We start from the raw sequence: 17,233 nt of genomic DNA on the forward strand, positions 1-17,233 counted from the left end.
TGACCAAAAATGAAAATATTTTTAAAAAGGAAGAAACATTTACCTCAGTAACCGCGTTACACATATCAGAGGTTTGAAATGACAACAAATGGAGGATGAACTTGTGAAAAGGATACTATCCGGGCTGATTGCATTTGCCTTGTTGTTTACATTTGCCATTCAAGCGCAAGTGCAGGCGGCCCCGCAGATCAGTGTGTACATCGATGGCGACAAGCTAGTGACGGATCAACCGCCTATGATGATTCGAGGGCGGACGATGCTTCCGCTGCGGGCCATCTTCGAGGCGTTGGATGCGAGGGTAGGATGGAACCAGAGAACAAAGACAGTGACCGCGACCAAAGCGGGTACGACCGTGGTCCTCAAGATTGGCTCCAAGATAGCCACGATCAATGATTCGAACGTGACTCTGGAGGTTCCTGCCCAGACGATCCGGGGAAGAACGATGGTTCCGGTTCGCTTCGTGAGCGAAGCGTTGGGCGAGCAAGTGCTGTGGAACTCCAGAACGCAGACCGTTACCATTAATACGAGTAATCGTGACCAGGACGATTATCCAAGCGATCAAGTCTATCAGGCAACGAATGTAAATGCCAAAGTAACCGGCCAAGCGGGTAACGGCAGCGACCTGAACGTCAGCTTCACGCGGGCGTCCCAGGAATCGAATATCGATCACTATCGGGTTCTCGTCGTCAAGGCTTCGGACTCATCGTCCTTTACGCTGGCGCGGGCTCGTCTGGTATCGGACAATAACTACACGGTCGTCGATACGTATGGCCGAAATCCTTCGATTACGCTCAATTCCTGGAGCCGCGACGTGAACGGAGATGTTATCCGGGCGAACCAATCCTATGTCGTGTATGTGTTGACGGTAGGCAAGCGCAACCAGGATGTATTATCCCGGCCTTCCCAGACCGTGACGCTGACAGGCGATTCAGCCTATGCGGCCACGAATGTGCAGGCGCGTGACGTCGCCGATTATGGCGATGGAAGAGACCTGTCCGTGAGCTTCGCAAGGGCTTCCGATGAGAGCAATATCGCCAACTATCGCGTCATGGTCGTGAAGTCGAAGGATGCGCATCGCTTCGATCTGAACGCGGCGAATGCGGTATCCAGCTCCAACTATACGACGGTATACAAATCCGGCACGACCTTATCGACGACACTCAGTTCGTCGTCCCGGGATACGTCCGGAGACAGAATTCGCAACGGCGTGCCTTATACGGTGTTCGTCTTGTCCGTAAGCAATAATTTGAATCGTCATTCCAATCAGCTCTCTTCGTCCACGGCGACGATTACGCTGGGCACCACGGTTGGCGCTCCAGTCATTACGAGCGTGGCGGATGTAAGCAATTATAACGACGGCCGCGACCTTCAGGTATCGTTCACGAGATCTTCCGATGAGTCGAAGGTGAGCCACTACCGCATATTCGTCGTGCCGGATCGGGATTACACCCGCTTCGATGTGACCGAAGCGAACAAATTGTCGTCCAGCCGCTATTATCAAGTGTCGAAGACCGGATACAATATCACGACGACCTTGTCGTCGAGCTTGACGGATGTCAACGGCTCTTATATTCGCAACGGCGTGACCTACCGGGTATTCGTGATGGCGGTGTCGAATGACGGGTACAGCTCTAACAATGTGCTGAGCGGCGCGTCCTCGTCGATTACGCTGTCTCATAATTCCATCGCTAACGCGGTAACGAATGTGCAGGTCAGCGATGTCAGCGACTATAACGACGGCCGCGACATGCGAATCACGTTCAACCGGGCTTCCGACGAGTCGTTGATTGATCACTATCGCGTCATGGTCGTGAAGACATCCAATGCGGACCGGTTCACGGTGTCGGATGCGAATAATGTGTCAAGCTCATATTACACGCGGGTAAATAAGACGGGACGCGATCTTAGCTTGACGCTCTCTTCCAGCGCAAGAGATGTGGACGGCGCATATATTCGGAACGGTGTGAGCTATCGCGTGTTTGTCCTCTCGGTAGGCAGAGGCAGCTACTCCAATGCATTGTCTTATGCTTCCAGCGCCATTACGTTGTCCAGCAATTCGGGCGTGTATGCCGCGACCAATGTCGAGGCTAACGACATCAATGATTACGGCGATGGCCGCGACCTGCGGGTAACGTTCAACCGCGCGGCGGATGAGTCCAATATCAGCCATTACCGCGTCATGGTCGTGAAGTCGTCCGATGCGGGGCGCTTCACGGTAGGGGATGCGAACAATGTATCCAGCTATAATTACACCTATGTGAGCCGCAATGGCAGCAACCAGAGCGTGACGCTCTCGTCCAGCTCGAGAGATGTCGACGGGTCGCTGATTCGGAACGGCGTCAGCTACCGCGTGTTCGTCTTGTCTGTCGGCTCGGGCAGTTATTCCAATACGTTGTCCAGCTATTCGAACATCATCACGTTGAGCAATAACTCGACGGTGTATCCGGCTACCAACGTCAACGCAAGCGACGTCGGCGATTATAACGACGGCCGCGATATGCGGGTCAGCTTCAACCGGGCAGTGGATGAAGCGAACATCTCGCATTACCGGATCATGGTCGTGAGATCGGCCGATGCAAGCCGCTTCGACTTGTATCGCGCCAACAACGTATCCAGCAACAACTATACGTATGTAAGCAAGACAGGCCGAAATATCGATCAGATTTTGTCCTCCTCGGCACGAGACGTTGATGGAGCAGCGATTCGAAATGGCATCGGCTACAAGGTGTTTGTCTTGTCTGTCAGCAACAATAGCTATAACGCGAATATGCTGTCCGGGGCTTCTCCGGAAATCGTGCTGACAAGCAACTCGTCGGTCTCTGCGGTGTCGAACGTAACGGCCAATGTCACAGGCAACAGCGGCACGGCCCGCGATATCGAGGTGAGCTTCACCGCGCCGTCCAATGATTATGGCGTGCTGGAATACCGCGTGATGGCCGTGAAGTCGGATCAGAGGTTTGGGTTGGCGGATGCCAACAATACGCCATATTACACCTATGCGGCGAAGCAGGGCGGAACGATTCGCCTGTCTCTTCCAGAGAACGCACGCGATGTGAGAGGAGAGGCCATTACAAGCGGCAGCGCTTATCGCTTCTATGTTCTCACCGTAGCCGATAGCCGGGTCAGCTCGGTCAATGCGCTCTCTGATCCATCCCGCGATGTGGTCTTGTCGGCGCAATACGTATCTCCGGCGACAAACGTAACGGCGGAGATGAATGGAAGCGACCTGCGGGTCTATTTCAGCAAGCTGACGAATGAGAGAGGCGTTGCAAACTATGCCGTTATGGCAGTGCCTTCCCACAGAGCAGGCAGCTTTACGCTGAATGAGGCGAATTGGGCAGGGGCAAACAGCTCTAAAGCCGTATCTCCTTCGGGAGAAGGCATGGTTACGCTGAACTCCTACGATAAAGACGCTTATGGCAATCCTCTTGTCAATGGAGAAACATATATTATCTACGTCCTCACTGTTTCGGACGGCCGTGCGGCAAACGTGCTGTCCGCTCCATCCCAGGGCGTCGTGGCACAGTTCTAAGCGTTCTAGGGTGCGGCGCATACAATCCTGCTTTCTAACGGAAGCAGGCAGCAAGGGTTCCGGCAATAAGCCGGGGCCCTTTTTACCTTTTCAGCCGGGAAACCTGCGCAACGATAGAACATGGTCTTCGTCACAGGACCATGTTTTTTTGTTATAAATGCCATTATTGACAGAAAGAATATTAAGGTGTACAGCTGATTACACGACTAATTAACCAGTTAGGTGGTGGGAAGTATGAGTTCGCTCATTGATGACAATCGTCCGATATTTGTCCAGATTGCGGAGCGGATTGAGGACGATATCATCGAAGGAAGGCTGCCGGAAGAATCGCCGGTCCCTTCCAAAAACCAGTTCGCTTCCTTCTACCAGATCAATCCGGCGACAGCGGCCAAGGGTATGAATCTGTTAGCGGATGAAGGGATTCTGTATAAGAAGAGAGGGATTGGCATGTTCGTGGCGGCGGGAGCACGCGCCCTATTGTTGGCAAAGCGCAAGAAGAGGTTCTACGAACAATATGTGGTCACGATGATCCGGGAGGCAGAGAAGCTGGGTATGACGACAGACCAATTGATCGATATGATTCGCAGAGGGGAGGGCACGCGATGAGCCATGTCGTAGAAGTGCGGGAGCTGAGCAAATCATACGGACATGTGAACGCGGTTCAAAATGTCAGCTTTGTGATGGAGGAAGATAAAATATATGGGCTGCTGGGCAGAAATGGAGCCGGGAAGACAACGATTATGCATTTGATGACGGCCCAACTGTTCCCGACGAGTGGTTCCATCCGTTTTGTTCGGGGAGGCGCCCTTTGAGAATAACCGGGTGCTCAGCCAAGTATGCTTCATCAAGGAGAGCCAGAAGTACCCGGATACGTTCCGCTTGGGAGCTAGTCTCGATGACGGTGCCTCTTACCTTGATTTACGCCTTGATATCGTACTTCCTTGTTCGAAGATCGACTATCTGACCTGCGATTCCCCGCTTCTCCGTGCTCACGAGCTGAATGTCATTTCTTCACCCGGTGTTTAATCACCATGGCGGCCGGTTAAGAACACGGTAAGCAGTTGCTTCACTGGATAGGGAGAGAACATGAAGGAGGAATCGACATGAACAAGCAGACGAAGGTGTACACGGTCAATACGGCAAGGGAGGCCGAGGCGAAGATTCAGGATTTGGCCAATCTGGGCTATAACCGAGACCATCTGTACGTGCTGGCCCATGACAAGAAGCGGACGGAGCATATCGCCGAACAAGCGGCTGCCTCTGAGATCGGCGTGGCGGAAGAAGGCGTCTTCACCGCGGTCGCGAATCTGTTCCGCTCGCATGGCGACGAGCTGCGCGCCAAGATGACGTCTATGGGCGTCTCGAAGCAGCATGCCGAGATGCTGGAACGGGAGCTGGACAAAGGCAAGATCGTCATTTTCGCCTGGAGCGGGAATCCGTATGACGGAGGCCGCTACGATCCGGATATCATCTATTATCCGCCTTTCGTATAAGTCCTGCCAAGCCGGAATTGCCTTCAGAGGCAAGGAGAGGGCGGAAGCAAGCAAAAGCCGACGCAGGTCGGCTTTTGTGCTGAAAAGCAATGTTGTGTTGAAGTGAAAGGGGGAAGCGTATTATTCCATGTCAAGCAATTGAAGGGAGTAGCGCTGGCCCAACTCCTGCCGCACCTCGATGCGCGCATGGAAAAACTCGCTTAAATGGGCCGAGGTCAGCTGATCGGCCGTATTGCCGGATGAGAACACGGTTCCTTGCTTAATGAGCAGGGTTTTATTGAAGCAGGGCATAATCTCTTCGACATGATGCGTGACATAGATGAGAGTCGGGGCATCCGGCTCGCGCGCAATCGATTGAATCATATGGAGAAGCTGATCGCGGGCGAAAATATCGAGTCCCGTGCACGGCTCGTCCAGGATGAGGAGCTTCGGCGACGCCATCAGCGCCCGGCCGATAAGCACCCGCTGCCGCTCGCCCTGCGATAACGTGTCATAGGTGCGGTCGAGCAGCCGCTCGCAGCCAAGCAGCCGGATCAAGGACAATGCCTTCTCCTCGTCAGCCTCCTCGATGTCATCGTACAGGCCGATCGAGGCGAATTTCCCGCTGAGCACGATCTTCTGCACCGTCTCGTGCCCGTACAGCTTCTGCTGCAGGGAGGTGCTGACCCAGCCGATATGCTTGCGCAGCTCGCGCAGATCGAAGGTGCCGAACCGCTTGCCCAGGACGGAGACGCTTCCCGAAGTCGGCCAGATATAGCCGTTGATCATATTCAATAAAGTCGTTTTCCCCGATCCGTTCAGCCCGAGCAGACACCAATGCTCTCCCGGCTTCACCTCCCAGGATACCCGATCCAGAATCGTCTTGTTGTCCCTCTTCCAGGTTACATTGCGCACATCAATGACCATAACATCTCTCCTCTCCTCTGTGTCGGGAACATTTATTCGCTCCCGCGGCGGCCCTGCGGCGCCAGATTGGCCAGCGACAAGCGCACCGCGGTATCGGCGTCCCGGGCCGCAATCGCCTGGTAGAGCTGATCATGCAATTCCGACCGGTCCTCATAATGCTTCGTGCCGACGATGAGATGGCTCAGCTCGCCACGAAGCGCGTTGGAAAAGGCCCGGTACAGATCGAGCAGCAGCGGGTTCTGGCTTGCCTCTGCAATCGAACAGTGGAACTCCACATCATAATCCACATAGGAGGCATAATTGCCCGCCTCCAACGCCTTTTTCCGTTCTTCAAGCAGCCGCTTCATCCGCCTTAGATCCTGGTCCGTGCGCCGTTCCGCGGCCAACCGGGCCGCCTGGGCATCCATCATGCTTCTGATCTCGCGAATGTGCTCCGTCTCGGCCCGGAGCAGCCGTTGTTCCAGCGAGCCCGCATCGGAGGGCAGCGAGCGGACATACGTCCCGTCCCCTTGCCGGACTTCCAGCACGCCGGCATGTACCAAGATCTTGACGGCTTCGCGGACCGTCGAACGGCCTACGCCGAACATCTCCATCAGTTCCGGCTCGGCCGGCATCCGATCTCCTGGGCGATAATGGCTGACCAGCGCGTCATGGAGCTGCTCCAGCACCTGATCCACCAGCTTGCGGCGGGGGACGGCAGTGAACTTGGGCGTATTCAAATTCATCAGATCATCTCCTGTTATAGAGAAGTATATTCCTTTTTTTTGAAATGTCAAAACAAAACTATGCCGGGCTGCTAAGCCGTAAGTCCCGATTCACAGGTCCGGCAGCAAAGGGGATGAATGGTTCATAATGAGGAGATATCCCGGGAGGCGCTTCGGAATACCAGTAAAAAATTAGGAAATTCCTCGCTGGGAATGAGAGCGGTGATTCGCTATAATCATATCAAATTCAAGATAAGGGAATGGATGCATGATGCGCATTACGATCAAACCGGAGCAAATCGATAATGTGGCAAACTTGTTCCACTTGGCATACGGATTGTCCAAAACGCAAATGGAAGGCCTTCAAAAGGCCATCCAGTCGCTGGAATCGCAGTGGATGGGCATGGAGAAGAACCGCTTCTACAGCGAGTTCCAGTCGTCTCAGCAGGTATTCTCTTCCTTCTTGGCGAAGCTCCAGGAGATAGAGCTGGAATTAAAAGATATCGCCCGCCGGTTCAGGGAAGGGGACGGCTCTCCCACCGGGGGAATTCAGGCCCTCGTGAATGCGGCTGTCATGGCGGCCAGCGGAGCGGTGTTCGTAAGCAGCGTGCTGGGGGCCGGAGCCCAGCCTGGCGCCGATTCCGCCGGAGAGCCATTCAAGGACTGGGACGAGGAAGACGTGAAGGAATACCGGAAATATGAGGACATTCTGAAGCAGGCGGAGGAGTTGGGCGATAAAAATCTGATGCAGGAAGCTCATGACAAAATGAATATTATCAACCTCAAATATGCGGATGAGGTGGAGAGAACGGATTACCTCGGGGGAGGAGAGACGACGAAGATGACGCGCGATTCCGTTGTCGTGAACTATCCGCTGCAGGAGGGCAACGACAAGACGATGATCTCGGTCGACCGCAAGGGCAACGTCGTCAGTTATGAGAAGGACGAATCAAAATATACATATTGGGAGCAAAAACATACAACGGGCAAATTCGAGAACTTTATGGGATCCGCGGCCAAAACGGCGACCAGCTATGGCGTAGGCCTTTTGTTGACCCGGGGAAGCAAGCCATGGGTTCAGCATGCCTCGGGCGCAGGCGGGGCTTTTTTCCTGGACAAATACATTCCCCCGGTACCTGATGTCGGAGAGACGCGGACGATGATCTACCGCACGAATATCGAGACGGGCAAAATCGAAAACATGGTCATCGTCACGAACGGTCAGAAGGATATTCAATACCGGTATTGGAAGGAGTACAACTAGTGTGGATCAAATGGATGTTCTATACCGCGGTCGCCGCGTTTGTCGGATTTTTCCTGCTGGCCACGCCGAAATACGATGCCGTTCGCTGGATGATTCTCGTATTTTTTGCCGGTTACTTCGCCATTAAAAAATGGTGCTCCCCCAAATACCAAGGGCCATCGATCCTCGTTCTGATGGCGGCTGTCATCATCATTACGGAAGTTCTGGTGGCGTATTCGGACGGAACACCGTAAAACCATTCAAGGGCCGGCAGGCTTCCATTCCGCCCCGATAAGCGGCTCTTCATACATTTCTTGACCCTCGTAAATATAACCGCGGACTTGCTGCCGGTGCTCCGTGTCGCCTTCCGGCGCATCGGAGTTGAAGGTGAAGAAAGCGAGTCCGCCTTCGATCCAGTCCTCGCGAAGGTGCAGGTAGCGCTGCCGGTATTCCGAACGGGCAAAGAAATCGCCATAATCGGCGTGATTGCCGGTGTTGACTCCTTCCGCCGTAGAGAACGCCGGAGAAGAGAAGGCGATCTGCCGGACGGTCTGCTCCTCCAAATACAGGACGATCTCATCCTCCGAGGCTGGATAGATCATCCTGTTCTCTTCCGCGGCCGCAGGCTGGCCCAATTGCCGAATGACTTCATCCTGCGTCATCCCGAGCGAGATTTTGCCGATCGATTGTCCCGGCACGACAAGGCAGTCGGTAGTGGCCGGCTCCGGGGTCCAGCGCGCATAGGCGCCGTCCACGGTGACAAAAGCGCCGAAAGCACTATAGTCCTCATTGGTTGTTACGGTAAGATGATCAACTGCGAGAGACATGCGCAGTTCAAAGTCTTCATCTTCTGCATCCGTAAAAACCGCCTCATTGCCAGCCATCTCGGCCACGCCGTTCTCGATGTTGCCGTGAGACCCATCCATCGTCTTCCTATTGGTTACATGAAAAGCTATTAAGGAAAAGACCATCTGTCGTTCATCGACGCTTTTAATTTCGATGGTGGCGGAATTATATTTATCCGACTCTATCCACCTCCATGTGCCGAGCCACGCCGAGGCATCCAGCGGGGCTTCCGCCTGCGGGGCCGCCGGCGATTCGGGTGTTTCCGGCGCCGCCGCAGGCATGGATGCGGCTTGAGCGGCGGAGCCGGGCTCCGATGGCATGCTCTGACTCGCTGATCCGGGCGCGGGCGGTATGCCGCCGGGAGCGGATGCCGCCTCTTCTGCTGCGGGCACAGGCTGCCGCTCCTGGCCGCATCCCGCAAGGAGGGTTACCGCGGCGAGTGCTGCCGCCGTCCATGTCATCCACATGCTCTTTTTCGTTATGCTCATTCTCCTTCGCTTCGCGGGTGGGTTCTTCGCTCTTCGTTGCTCGCTCTAAGCAGTCTTGCAGCCGCTTCGGTATATGGCTCGGCCCACGCGGAGAAGGAGAGTGCCGGATCCCAGGCGATCTGCTTCATCGCATGAGCGCAGCCCCAGCGCAGCAGCCGCTGATGGAGCATATGGATGCGGAACCGCTCCAGAAAGTCGTTCAGGCATTGTTCCTGCAGCAGACCGTGCTCCCCGGCCAAGGAACTCCCCTGGATATAGGCGGACAGGAAGCTGGCGGCTTCCTCTGCTTCTCCCCGTTCCAGATACAGCGCCGTCAGCTTCGGCAAGTCAGCTGCGGCATCCCCGAAATAGGACGTCGTGAAATCGATCACGCCGCTCACTTCCCAGCCTCGATCGGTTTGCTGGACGAGCACGTTTTCCGGCTTGAAATCGCCCATGACGAAGCTGGGGGAGTCCAGCCTGTCCATCGTCGCCTGTGCGCCGTCCAAGAGCTGTTGCACCCATGCTTTATCCCGCTCCGTAATGACAGAGTACTTCGCGGCGTCGTCGAGCCAATAGCGAATCATCCCGTACAGCCATGCCGTGTAGGAGCCGGCGAACGGGCGAATATGTCCGCTGTCCGGATCGAATTCCCCAGGATGGACTGCCTTCCACCGGTGCATCTCACGCAGGGCGTGCCCGAGCTGAGCCGCGATGGTCGCCCCATCTTCGCGATGAAGCAGGCGCAGCAGCTCCGGATCGTGAATATGCCGTCCGGGGAGGCGAGGCATGAGCGCATAGCTCCACCCAAAAATATCATCCGCTTCATCTATCAGATAGGGATAAGGCACCTTGACTCCAGCATTCGCGTGCAAATGGCGGATAAAATACGCTTCTTCCTCCCACTGTCCGGGATAGAGCGGATTGCCCTTCAGCACGAACTCCCCGGCTGTGGACGTCACGAACAGCGTCTGCTTCATGACCCCGTGCTCCGTAGGCGCGGATCGAAGCAACCGGCCCAGCCCGAACCGGTCCAGCATCCGCTGCAATTGGCTGTCCGTCAGAGCGCCTAACGATTTCGAAGCGAAAAATACGGTTGTCGTCAACCGGAGCACCTCCGTTCCAACTGAAATGAAAGCTGATCGCTCCAACCCTGATACAGAAAAAGCGGCCTGCCTGCAGGCAGCCGCATAGGGGCAAGAGTGATGCGATCTTTTTCCTTACGCAATTTCTCCAAAATTAGCCTATCACGCCGATTCGGGGAAGTCAAAGCAATTTTCCGCAGGGGCGCGCGGGCGAGTTGGCCGGATGTCTGCATTGCGGCACATGGGCTTCGCGCCGCCAACCGGATCGCTCCCGGCGCAGCGGAGAATGCAGACAGCCGGCTCCGCAGAGCCGGCTGTTCAGCTACCTATTCCCTTGGTGATACGGCATTATCCTTCGAGGAGCAGCGTCTCCGGATCTTCCAGCATCTCCTTGACCTTGACCAGGAATCCGACCGCTTCCGCTCCATCGACGATGCGGTGATCGTAGGAGAGGGCGATATACATCATCGGACGGTTCTCCGAACGCTCTTCATCAATCGCGACCGGACGCAGCTGGATCTTGTGCATGCCGAGGATGCCGACCTGCGGCGCGTTCAAGATCGGCGTCGACAGCAGGGAGCCGAAGACGCCGCCGTTCGTAATCGTGAAGGAGCCGCCCTGCAGATCGGACAGCGCCAGCGAGTTGGAGCGGGCCTTCGTCGCCAGCTCGGCGATGGAGCGCTCGATCTCCGCGAAGCTGAGTCGATCCGCGTCGCGAACGACCGGCACGACGAGACCTTCCTTCGCGGCGACGGCGATGCCGATGTCATAGAATTTCTTCACGAGAATATCTTGGCCGTCGATCTCGGCATTCAGCAGCGGATAAGCCTTCAATGCGCCGACGACCGCCTTCGTGAAGAACGACATGAAGCCGAGACCGACATCATGCTTTTCCTTGAAGGCGTCTTTGCGCCGCTTGCGGATATCGAGAATCGCGGTCATGTCGACTTCGTTGAACGTCGTCAGCATGGCCGCCGTCTGCTGGGCCTCCACCAGGCGAGTCGCAATGGTCTGGCGGCGGCGGGACATGCGCTGGCGCTCGATTGGCTTGGCCGAATCGCCAGCCGCTCCGGAAGCTGGAGCAGCGGGCTTCGCCGGCGCGGCTGGAGCCGCCGCTGGCGCTGCGGCCGGACGAGCCGAATTCGCCTGCACGTCATCGTGCTGGATGCGGCCGATCGGGTCGCGCGCAGACACGCCGTTCAAGTCGATGCCCTTCTCCCGTGCCAGCTTGCGAGCTGCGGGAGACGCGTAGTATGCGCCGCTGTCCGCAGCAGGCGCAGGCACAGGGGCCGGCGCTGCCGGAGCTGCGGCCGGAGCTGCGGCCGGAGCGCTTTCCTTCTCGGCGGCAGTCGCTTCCGTTGCTGGAGCCGCTTGGGCGGCTTCAGCCGCCGGGGCCGGCGCTTGAGCGCTTGCTCCCGCTCCGGAGCCGATGACGGCGATGACTTCGCCGACAGCGACATTCTCGCCCTCCCCTCTCAGGATCGATTCAATGACTCCGCTCTCTTCAGCGCTGATTTCCAGATTGACTTTATCGGTTTCCAACTCGGCGAGCAGATCCCCTTGACCTACCGTGTCGCCTACTTTGACAAGCCATTTATGCAAGGTTCCTTCCGATATCGATTCTCCAAGATCAGGCACTTTGATTTCAGCCACGACCGTAACCTCCCAGGTTAATTAGTTTTTGTCGAACGATGCAACGATTCGGTAATGATTTGGCGTTGTTCGAAGCTATGGACATCCGCATATCCGCTCGCCGGGCTGGAATGCTCCGGACGTCCGATATAGTGCACAGGCACCTTGTTCGGAGCCACTTCGCGAATGCGCGGCTCCATGTACGTCCAGGCACCCATATTTTTCGGCTCTTCCTGCACCCAGACGATCTCCTTCAGGGCCGGGTAGCGTCCGATGATAGCCGCAATCTCTTCTTGCGGGAACGGATAGAGCTGTTCGACGCGGATGATATGAAGCCAGGAGTGATCCCCATCCGATGTCTCCAGTTCCGTCTGCAGATCAATCGCCATCTTGCCGGTCGCCAGAATAAGGCGCTCCACCTTCTTCGGCTGCTGTCCTTCCACGGCTTCATCCCAGACCGGATGGAAGTGCCCTTCGCTGAACTCGCGGCCCGGCGACGCGCTACGCGGGTTGCGCAGCAGGCTCTTCGGCGCCATGACGATGAGCGGACGCGCGTCATCGGTTCCGCCGATCGCGGCCTGACGGCGCAGCAGATGGAAGTATTGCGCGGCGCTGGTCAGATTGACAACCGTCCAGTTATGCTCGGCGGACGATTGCAGGAACCGCTCCAGACGGGCGCTGGAATGCTCCGGCCCTTGGCCTTCGAAGCCATGCGGCAGCAGGACGACGAGGTTGGACTTCTGGTTCCATTTCGCCCGGCCGGCAGCGATGAACTGGTCGAAAATGACTTGCGCCGCATTGGCGAAGTCGCCGTATTGCGCCTCCCAGATAACAAGCGTCTCTGGCGCAAATACATTATAGCCGTATTCATACCCGAGCACGGACGCCTCGGACAGCGGGCTGTTATAGATAGCGAAGGAGGCCTTCGCCTGCGGAATGCGGTGCAGCGGCGAGAACGTATCGCCGGTCTTATAGTCATGCAGCACGAGATGGCGCTGCGAGAAGGTGCCTCGCTCGGAATCTTGCCCGGTGATGCGGATCGGCTGCCCTTCCGCCAGGATCGTCGCGAACGCCAGCGTCTCGGCGAGCGCCCAGTCGACCTTCTCGCCCTCGTCGAGCGCGTTGGCACGGCGCTGCAAAATACGCTGCAGCTTCGGATAGACCTGGAAGCCCTCCGGCACCACCAGCAGCTCGCGGTTGATCTCCCGCAGCTGCTCGAGAGGCACGGCGGTGCCGTTGCCGGACAAGCGGCTTGGCGGCTCGCCCGTATTGTGGCGGTACGCCCGGTCGGTCGTCTCCTTCATTTTGTCATACGCCTGCTGCAGGACGGCTTCGGAGTCTTTCTTCATCTGTTCAATTTGCGCGTCGTCGACCAGGCCTTCCCGCTTCAACCGCTCGCCATAGAGAGCATATACGGTCGGATGCTGGTTCACCTTGCGGTACACGAACGGCGACGTTCCTTCCGGATCGTCCATCTCGTTGTGGCCGTGGCGGCGGTAACCGATCAGATCGATCAGGAAGTCCTTCTTGAACACGCTCCGGTACTCGACCGCCATGCGAACGGCCGCGATGCATGCATCCGGATCGTCCGCGTTCACGTGCACAATCGGAATCTCGAAGCCCTTGGCCAGGTCGCTGGCATAATGCGTGGAGCGGGAGTCCTCGCTCTTCGTCGTGAACCCGATGCGGTTGTTGACGATAATGTGCAGCGTGCCTCCGTTCTGGAAGCCGCGCAGCTTGTTGAAGTTCAGCGTCTCCGAGACGATGCCTTCCCCCGGGAAGGCGGCGTCGCCGTGCATGAGCACCGTCGCGGCCTTGCCGGTATCCTGCCGCGGATAGCCCGGCTGGCTGCGGTCATCCTGAGCGGCGCGGGAGAAGCCCTCCACGACCGGATTGACGTACTCCAGATGGCTCGGGTTGTTCGCGAGCGTAACCTTGGTCCGCACGGTATTGCCTTCGGTTACGGAACGATCGGCGCCCAGATGGTACTTCACGTCGCCGGTCCAGCCGTAGTTGATGCCCATCGAGCCTTCCGACGGGAACAGGTCCTTGTTCGGAGAGTGATGGAACTCCGAGAAAATCTTGCCGTACGGCTTCCCCAGCACATGCGCGAGCACGTTTAACCGGCCTCGATGGGCCATGCCCATGAGGATATGCTGAGTGCCGTTGGCCGCGGAGGTGCGGACGAGTTCGTCCAGCATCGGCACGAGAACATCGGTGCCTTCGATCGAGAAGCGCTTCTGCCCGACGAATGTGCGGTGCAGGAACGTCTCGAACTGTTCCACTTCAATGAGCCGTTTCAAGAGAGCGACACGTTCGGCCGGAGTTAGCGGCTCCGGCGAGTTGAGGCATTCCGTATGTCTGCGCAGCCACTTCAATTCTTCCTCGTCATGCACATGTCTGAATTCGTACGCGATGGATCGGGTGTACACCGCGCGCAGATGCTCGATCGCATCCCAGCAGGTGCGGACGCTGGCAGGCGCCTCCTTCAGCACGATCGAGGCGGGCAGAGCTTCCAGATCCGCGCGAGTCAAGCCGTAGGTCTCCGGCTCGAAGCGGCGGGTATCCACGGGCGGATTAATGCCCAACGGATCGATATCGGCCGCCAGATGGCCGAAGGTGCGAATGATGCCGGCCAGCTTGACGGCGGAGACGACTTTATTTAACCCGTCTCCGTCCAGCGCGACCGGAGCAGCGGCTCCTGCTGCTTGGGAACCGATTGAAGCAGGAGGCGGCCCGAAGCGGGCGAACAGGTCCCGGTAATTCGCTTCGACGGATTCGGGATCGTTAACGTATTGCTCGTACTGTTCCTGGATGTACCCGAGATTGGGTCCATAGTAATCCTTCCATACCCTTTCCTTCTCAGTAACTTCTGCAGCCGACATGAATGCTAGACCTCCTTACGGATTATGCCAAATCTATGAGTATATCTAAAATGACATACCCAATGTTTGCGTTTACACTTAGTGTACCACTTGTTCGCCAGAAATTAAAACAAAATGGATGTTTTTACGAGAAGAAAATGTGGAATTTATCATGGTAAATGTTCGGAGCTTCTTTTCTCAATCCATTCTCATAGAAACGATTGTTCAACGTACATTATTATACAATTTGATGCAGAAAATAGAAACCTAGAAGCGAGAGGCGACTCCCTCTCCCGATTACTTCGAATATAATGGTGATATCGGCAACATCACAAAGATTTCCAGACAACCTGGCATGCGGGGGAAAGGTTTTCCCGTACCCGAAGCATCACCAAATCTATGGAAAGACAGGGGACGAAGAGGATGAAGCTGGAGGCGGGAAGATAGCGGCGGAAGATGGAAGATGCAGTGAGATCCTGCATTAATGCAGGAATTTACGCCTATTTGGCTGATGTTTTATGAAATTAATGTAAAAACGGCTAGGCCCCCTATATCGGAGTCATGTCCAACAAAAAAGATGCGTTCTTAGAATTGCTTCCTATTTCGCTTGGTTACACGGCCCGATGATATTTTGATCGGTCCTCCAGCGTCATGACCCACTTGACACGCCCATCCGGCAGGCGAAATCCGCCAAACTCCACGATTTCTCCAGACACGCCGATTCGGTAAGCGAAATCCTGCAGAAATACAGCAATTCGATATGGACGACTATTCCAGAAAGGGAATCCTGCAAAATGACAGGAATTTCCCCCATTTCGCTTCGGCTTGAAGCAAAAGGGCCTAAAATGATGTAGATTTGCAGCAATTCCTCGGGATGTGGACTCATTAAGCCGAAATTCCTGTAAAATAGCAGCAATTTCCTCCGTACGTCCAAGACCCGGGAGGCAACGATGCTTCCAGCAGGCCGATAAGGCTTCCTGAAGCCAATGATGCCCCAGCATCCGACGCGGTCGCTTGGATCCCGTACAATCAGGCCACTGAGTAGTCTATGGGACTTTTCACCTGTGATGGATCTCTTCTCTCGGTAGAAATAATCGAGTTAAAACGCTCTGAGAGCCAAAGTTTGGATGAGGAAAATGGACCATCTCCACCCCTTCGCAAAAAACAGGGGTTTTCCAACAGCCTGGATAGCGCAGGAATTCCTCTATCGAAGTAAGCGTCATAAGGGAATACTGCATTCCTGCAGTTTTTCGGCCACTGAAGCTTTAAGAATAAGGGGGTCCTCGTTGCAGCGAAAAACTACGGCTGGGTTTCCTTTTTTCCTTCTTGGTCCAACGAGTCATTTTTTTCTAAATAAAGTAGTGAAAAATTTCACGATGGAGGGGTTTTTCGCTCTTCTTTTTGTTAGAATATAAGGAACATTGGATCCGATGAGGTGATGAGATGAAAACGGTCATGATTCAACAGCTCGTGGAGAAGTTCAAGCTTGAAGTGCTGACGGGCGGGAACCGCCTGAACCGCACCATTTCCAAGACGCGCGTGCACCGTCCGGGGCTTGAATTCGCCGGGTACTATGAATTTTTCCCGCAGGAACGCATTCAAGTCCTTGGACTGAAGGAGATCGGGTACCTTCATACGCTGACCGAGGAAGAGCGCGATGCCCGGATCAAAAACGTCGTGAAATACCATCCCCCTTGCTTTGTCGTTACTCGGGATCAGGAAGAACTCACGTACTTGATCGATCATTGCCGGCGGGAAGACATTCCGCTGCTCCGCACCTCCATGACGACATCGAAGTTCATCGGACTGGTTGATTCTTATTTGACGAAAATGCTGGCGCCCGAGATTCAGGTGCATGGCGTGTGCATGAACGTGGCGGGCATCGGCATTCTGCTGCGCGGCAAGTCGGGCATCGGCAAGAGCGAGACGGCGCTGACGCTCATTCGCCGGGGACACCGCCTCGTATCGGATGACGCGGTCGTCCTGCGCAAGATGAACCCGGAGACCCTGATCGGCACCCACGACGGCAAAACGCGCGAATTCCTCGCTTTGCGCAGCATCGGACTCATTAACGTCGCCCGCATCTATGGCCGCAGCGCCTTCCAGGAAGAGACCCGCATCGTGCTCGATATCGAGCTGACGAAGTGGAAGGACAACGAGCTGAACAACGAACTGGAGCTGGAGCCCCGGTTCACGGAATATATGGACGTCAAGGTTCCGACCGTCCAGATTCAGCTTCAGCCCGGACGGGATGTCGCCAGCCTGGTCGAGGCGGCCGCCAACAACTATTATTTGCAGCAGCAGGGATACAGCGCCGCGGAGGAATTCATCTCGCGGCTGAATATGTAAGCATAAGAAGAGGCCGCCCTATGCCGAAGCGAGGGCGGCCTCCATCTTGCCGCAGCTCCCGAAGCTTGTACCCGCAGGGATTTCCCGTACGCGTGAGGCGAAGTGGAGCTGC

The 17,233-nt window shown here is 56.0% G+C and carries 13 protein-coding genes and 1 pseudogene; 7 read left to right on the forward strand and 7 right to left on the reverse strand.

The window, feature by feature from the left end; genetic code table 11:
* Positions 1-103: 103 nt before the first annotated feature.
* The 4 genes and pseudogenes from L6439_RS00620 to L6439_RS00635 all read left to right on the forward strand — a co-directional run bounded on the left by L6439_RS00620 (position 104) and on the right by L6439_RS00635 (position 5,025).
* On the forward strand, positions 104-3,532 hold the full coding sequence (locus L6439_RS00620) for a copper amine oxidase N-terminal domain-containing protein (protein WP_237096695.1): 3,429 nt from the start codon (positions 104-106) through the stop codon (positions 3,530-3,532).
* A 234-nt stretch (positions 3,533-3,766) separates the two neighbouring features.
* Positions 3,767-4,138 (forward strand): GntR family transcriptional regulator, encoded by a 372-nt coding sequence (locus tag L6439_RS00625; RefSeq protein WP_213468551.1) that lies wholly within the window; start codon positions 3,767-3,769, stop codon positions 4,136-4,138.
* Positions 4,135-4,414: pseudogene (locus L6439_RS00630) on the forward strand (ATP-binding cassette domain-containing protein); the annotation flags it as partial. The gene L6439_RS00625 and the pseudogene L6439_RS00630, both read left to right, overlap by 4 nt.
* 221 nt (positions 4,415-4,635) lie before the next feature.
* Positions 4,636-5,025 (forward strand): YflT domain-containing protein, encoded by a 390-nt coding sequence (locus L6439_RS00635; RefSeq protein WP_168182283.1) that lies wholly within the window; start codon positions 4,636-4,638, stop codon positions 5,023-5,025.
* A 120-nt stretch (positions 5,026-5,145) separates the two neighbouring features.
* Here L6439_RS00635 and L6439_RS00640 read toward each other — a convergent pair whose 3' ends face one another.
* Positions 5,146-5,931, reverse strand: a complete 786-nt coding sequence (locus L6439_RS00640) for an ABC transporter ATP-binding protein (protein WP_168182282.1) — start codon at positions 5,929-5,931, stop codon at positions 5,146-5,148.
* Between the two features lie 32 nt (positions 5,932-5,963).
* A complete protein-coding gene (locus tag L6439_RS00645) occupies positions 5,964-6,656 on the reverse strand; it encodes a FadR/GntR family transcriptional regulator (protein ID WP_168182281.1) in 693 nt (230 codons plus the stop codon).
* Between the two features lie 247 nt (positions 6,657-6,903).
* Between L6439_RS00645 and L6439_RS00650 the strand changes: the two genes are divergently transcribed.
* On the forward strand, positions 6,904-7,899 hold the full coding sequence (locus tag L6439_RS00650; RefSeq protein ID WP_168182280.1) for a WXG100 family type VII secretion target: 996 nt from the start codon (positions 6,904-6,906) through the stop codon (positions 7,897-7,899).
* Positions 7,899-8,132 carry a hypothetical protein gene (locus L6439_RS00655; RefSeq protein ID WP_168182279.1) on the forward strand — a complete coding sequence of 78 codons (234 nt, stop codon included), beginning with the start codon at positions 7,899-7,901 and terminating at the stop codon, positions 8,130-8,132. Before L6439_RS00650 ends, L6439_RS00655 begins: the two co-directional genes overlap by 1 nt.
* 6 nt (positions 8,133-8,138) lie before the next feature.
* On the opposite strand, the gene L6439_RS00660 is transcribed toward L6439_RS00655, so the two are convergent.
* The 5 genes from L6439_RS00660 to L6439_RS00680 form a co-directional block, all read right to left on the reverse strand.
* Positions 8,139-9,212 carry a hypothetical protein gene (locus L6439_RS00660; RefSeq protein ID WP_213468552.1) on the reverse strand — a complete coding sequence of 358 codons (1,074 nt, stop codon included), beginning with the start codon at positions 9,210-9,212 and terminating at the stop codon, positions 8,139-8,141.
* The gene (locus L6439_RS00665; protein ID WP_213468553.1) at positions 9,209-10,297 is read right to left on the reverse strand and encodes a phosphotransferase family protein; all 1,089 of its coding nucleotides are present in this window, start codon (positions 10,295-10,297) and stop codon (positions 9,209-9,211) included. Before L6439_RS00665 ends, L6439_RS00660 begins: the two co-directional genes overlap by 4 nt.
* Before the next feature lie 327 nt (positions 10,298-10,624).
* The gene (gene odhB / locus L6439_RS00670) at positions 10,625-11,929 is read right to left on the reverse strand and encodes a 2-oxoglutarate dehydrogenase complex dihydrolipoyllysine-residue succinyltransferase (protein ID WP_213468554.1); all 1,305 of its coding nucleotides are present in this window, start codon (positions 11,927-11,929) and stop codon (positions 10,625-10,627) included.
* Positions 11,930-11,946: 17 nt separating this feature from the next.
* Entirely contained in the window at positions 11,947-14,793 is a 2,847-nt protein-coding gene (locus L6439_RS00675) for a 2-oxoglutarate dehydrogenase E1 component (RefSeq protein WP_213468555.1), read from the reverse strand.
* 628 nt (positions 14,794-15,421) lie between these two features.
* A complete protein-coding gene (locus L6439_RS00680; RefSeq protein WP_213468556.1) occupies positions 15,422-15,658 on the reverse strand; it encodes a hypothetical protein in 237 nt (78 codons plus the stop codon).
* A gap of 557 nt (positions 15,659-16,215) precedes the next feature.
* On the opposite strand from L6439_RS00680, the gene hprK reads away from it, so the two are divergent.
* Complete coding sequence (gene hprK / locus L6439_RS00685; protein ID WP_168180051.1) at positions 16,216-17,121, forward strand: HPr(Ser) kinase/phosphatase; 906 nt, start codon at positions 16,216-16,218, stop codon at positions 17,119-17,121.
* The last annotated feature ends 112 nt before the right edge of the window (positions 17,122-17,233 follow it).

The organism is Paenibacillus dendritiformis (assembly GCF_021654795.1).
In the GTDB taxonomy this organism is placed as follows: domain Bacteria; phylum Bacillota; class Bacilli; order Paenibacillales; family Paenibacillaceae; genus Paenibacillus_B.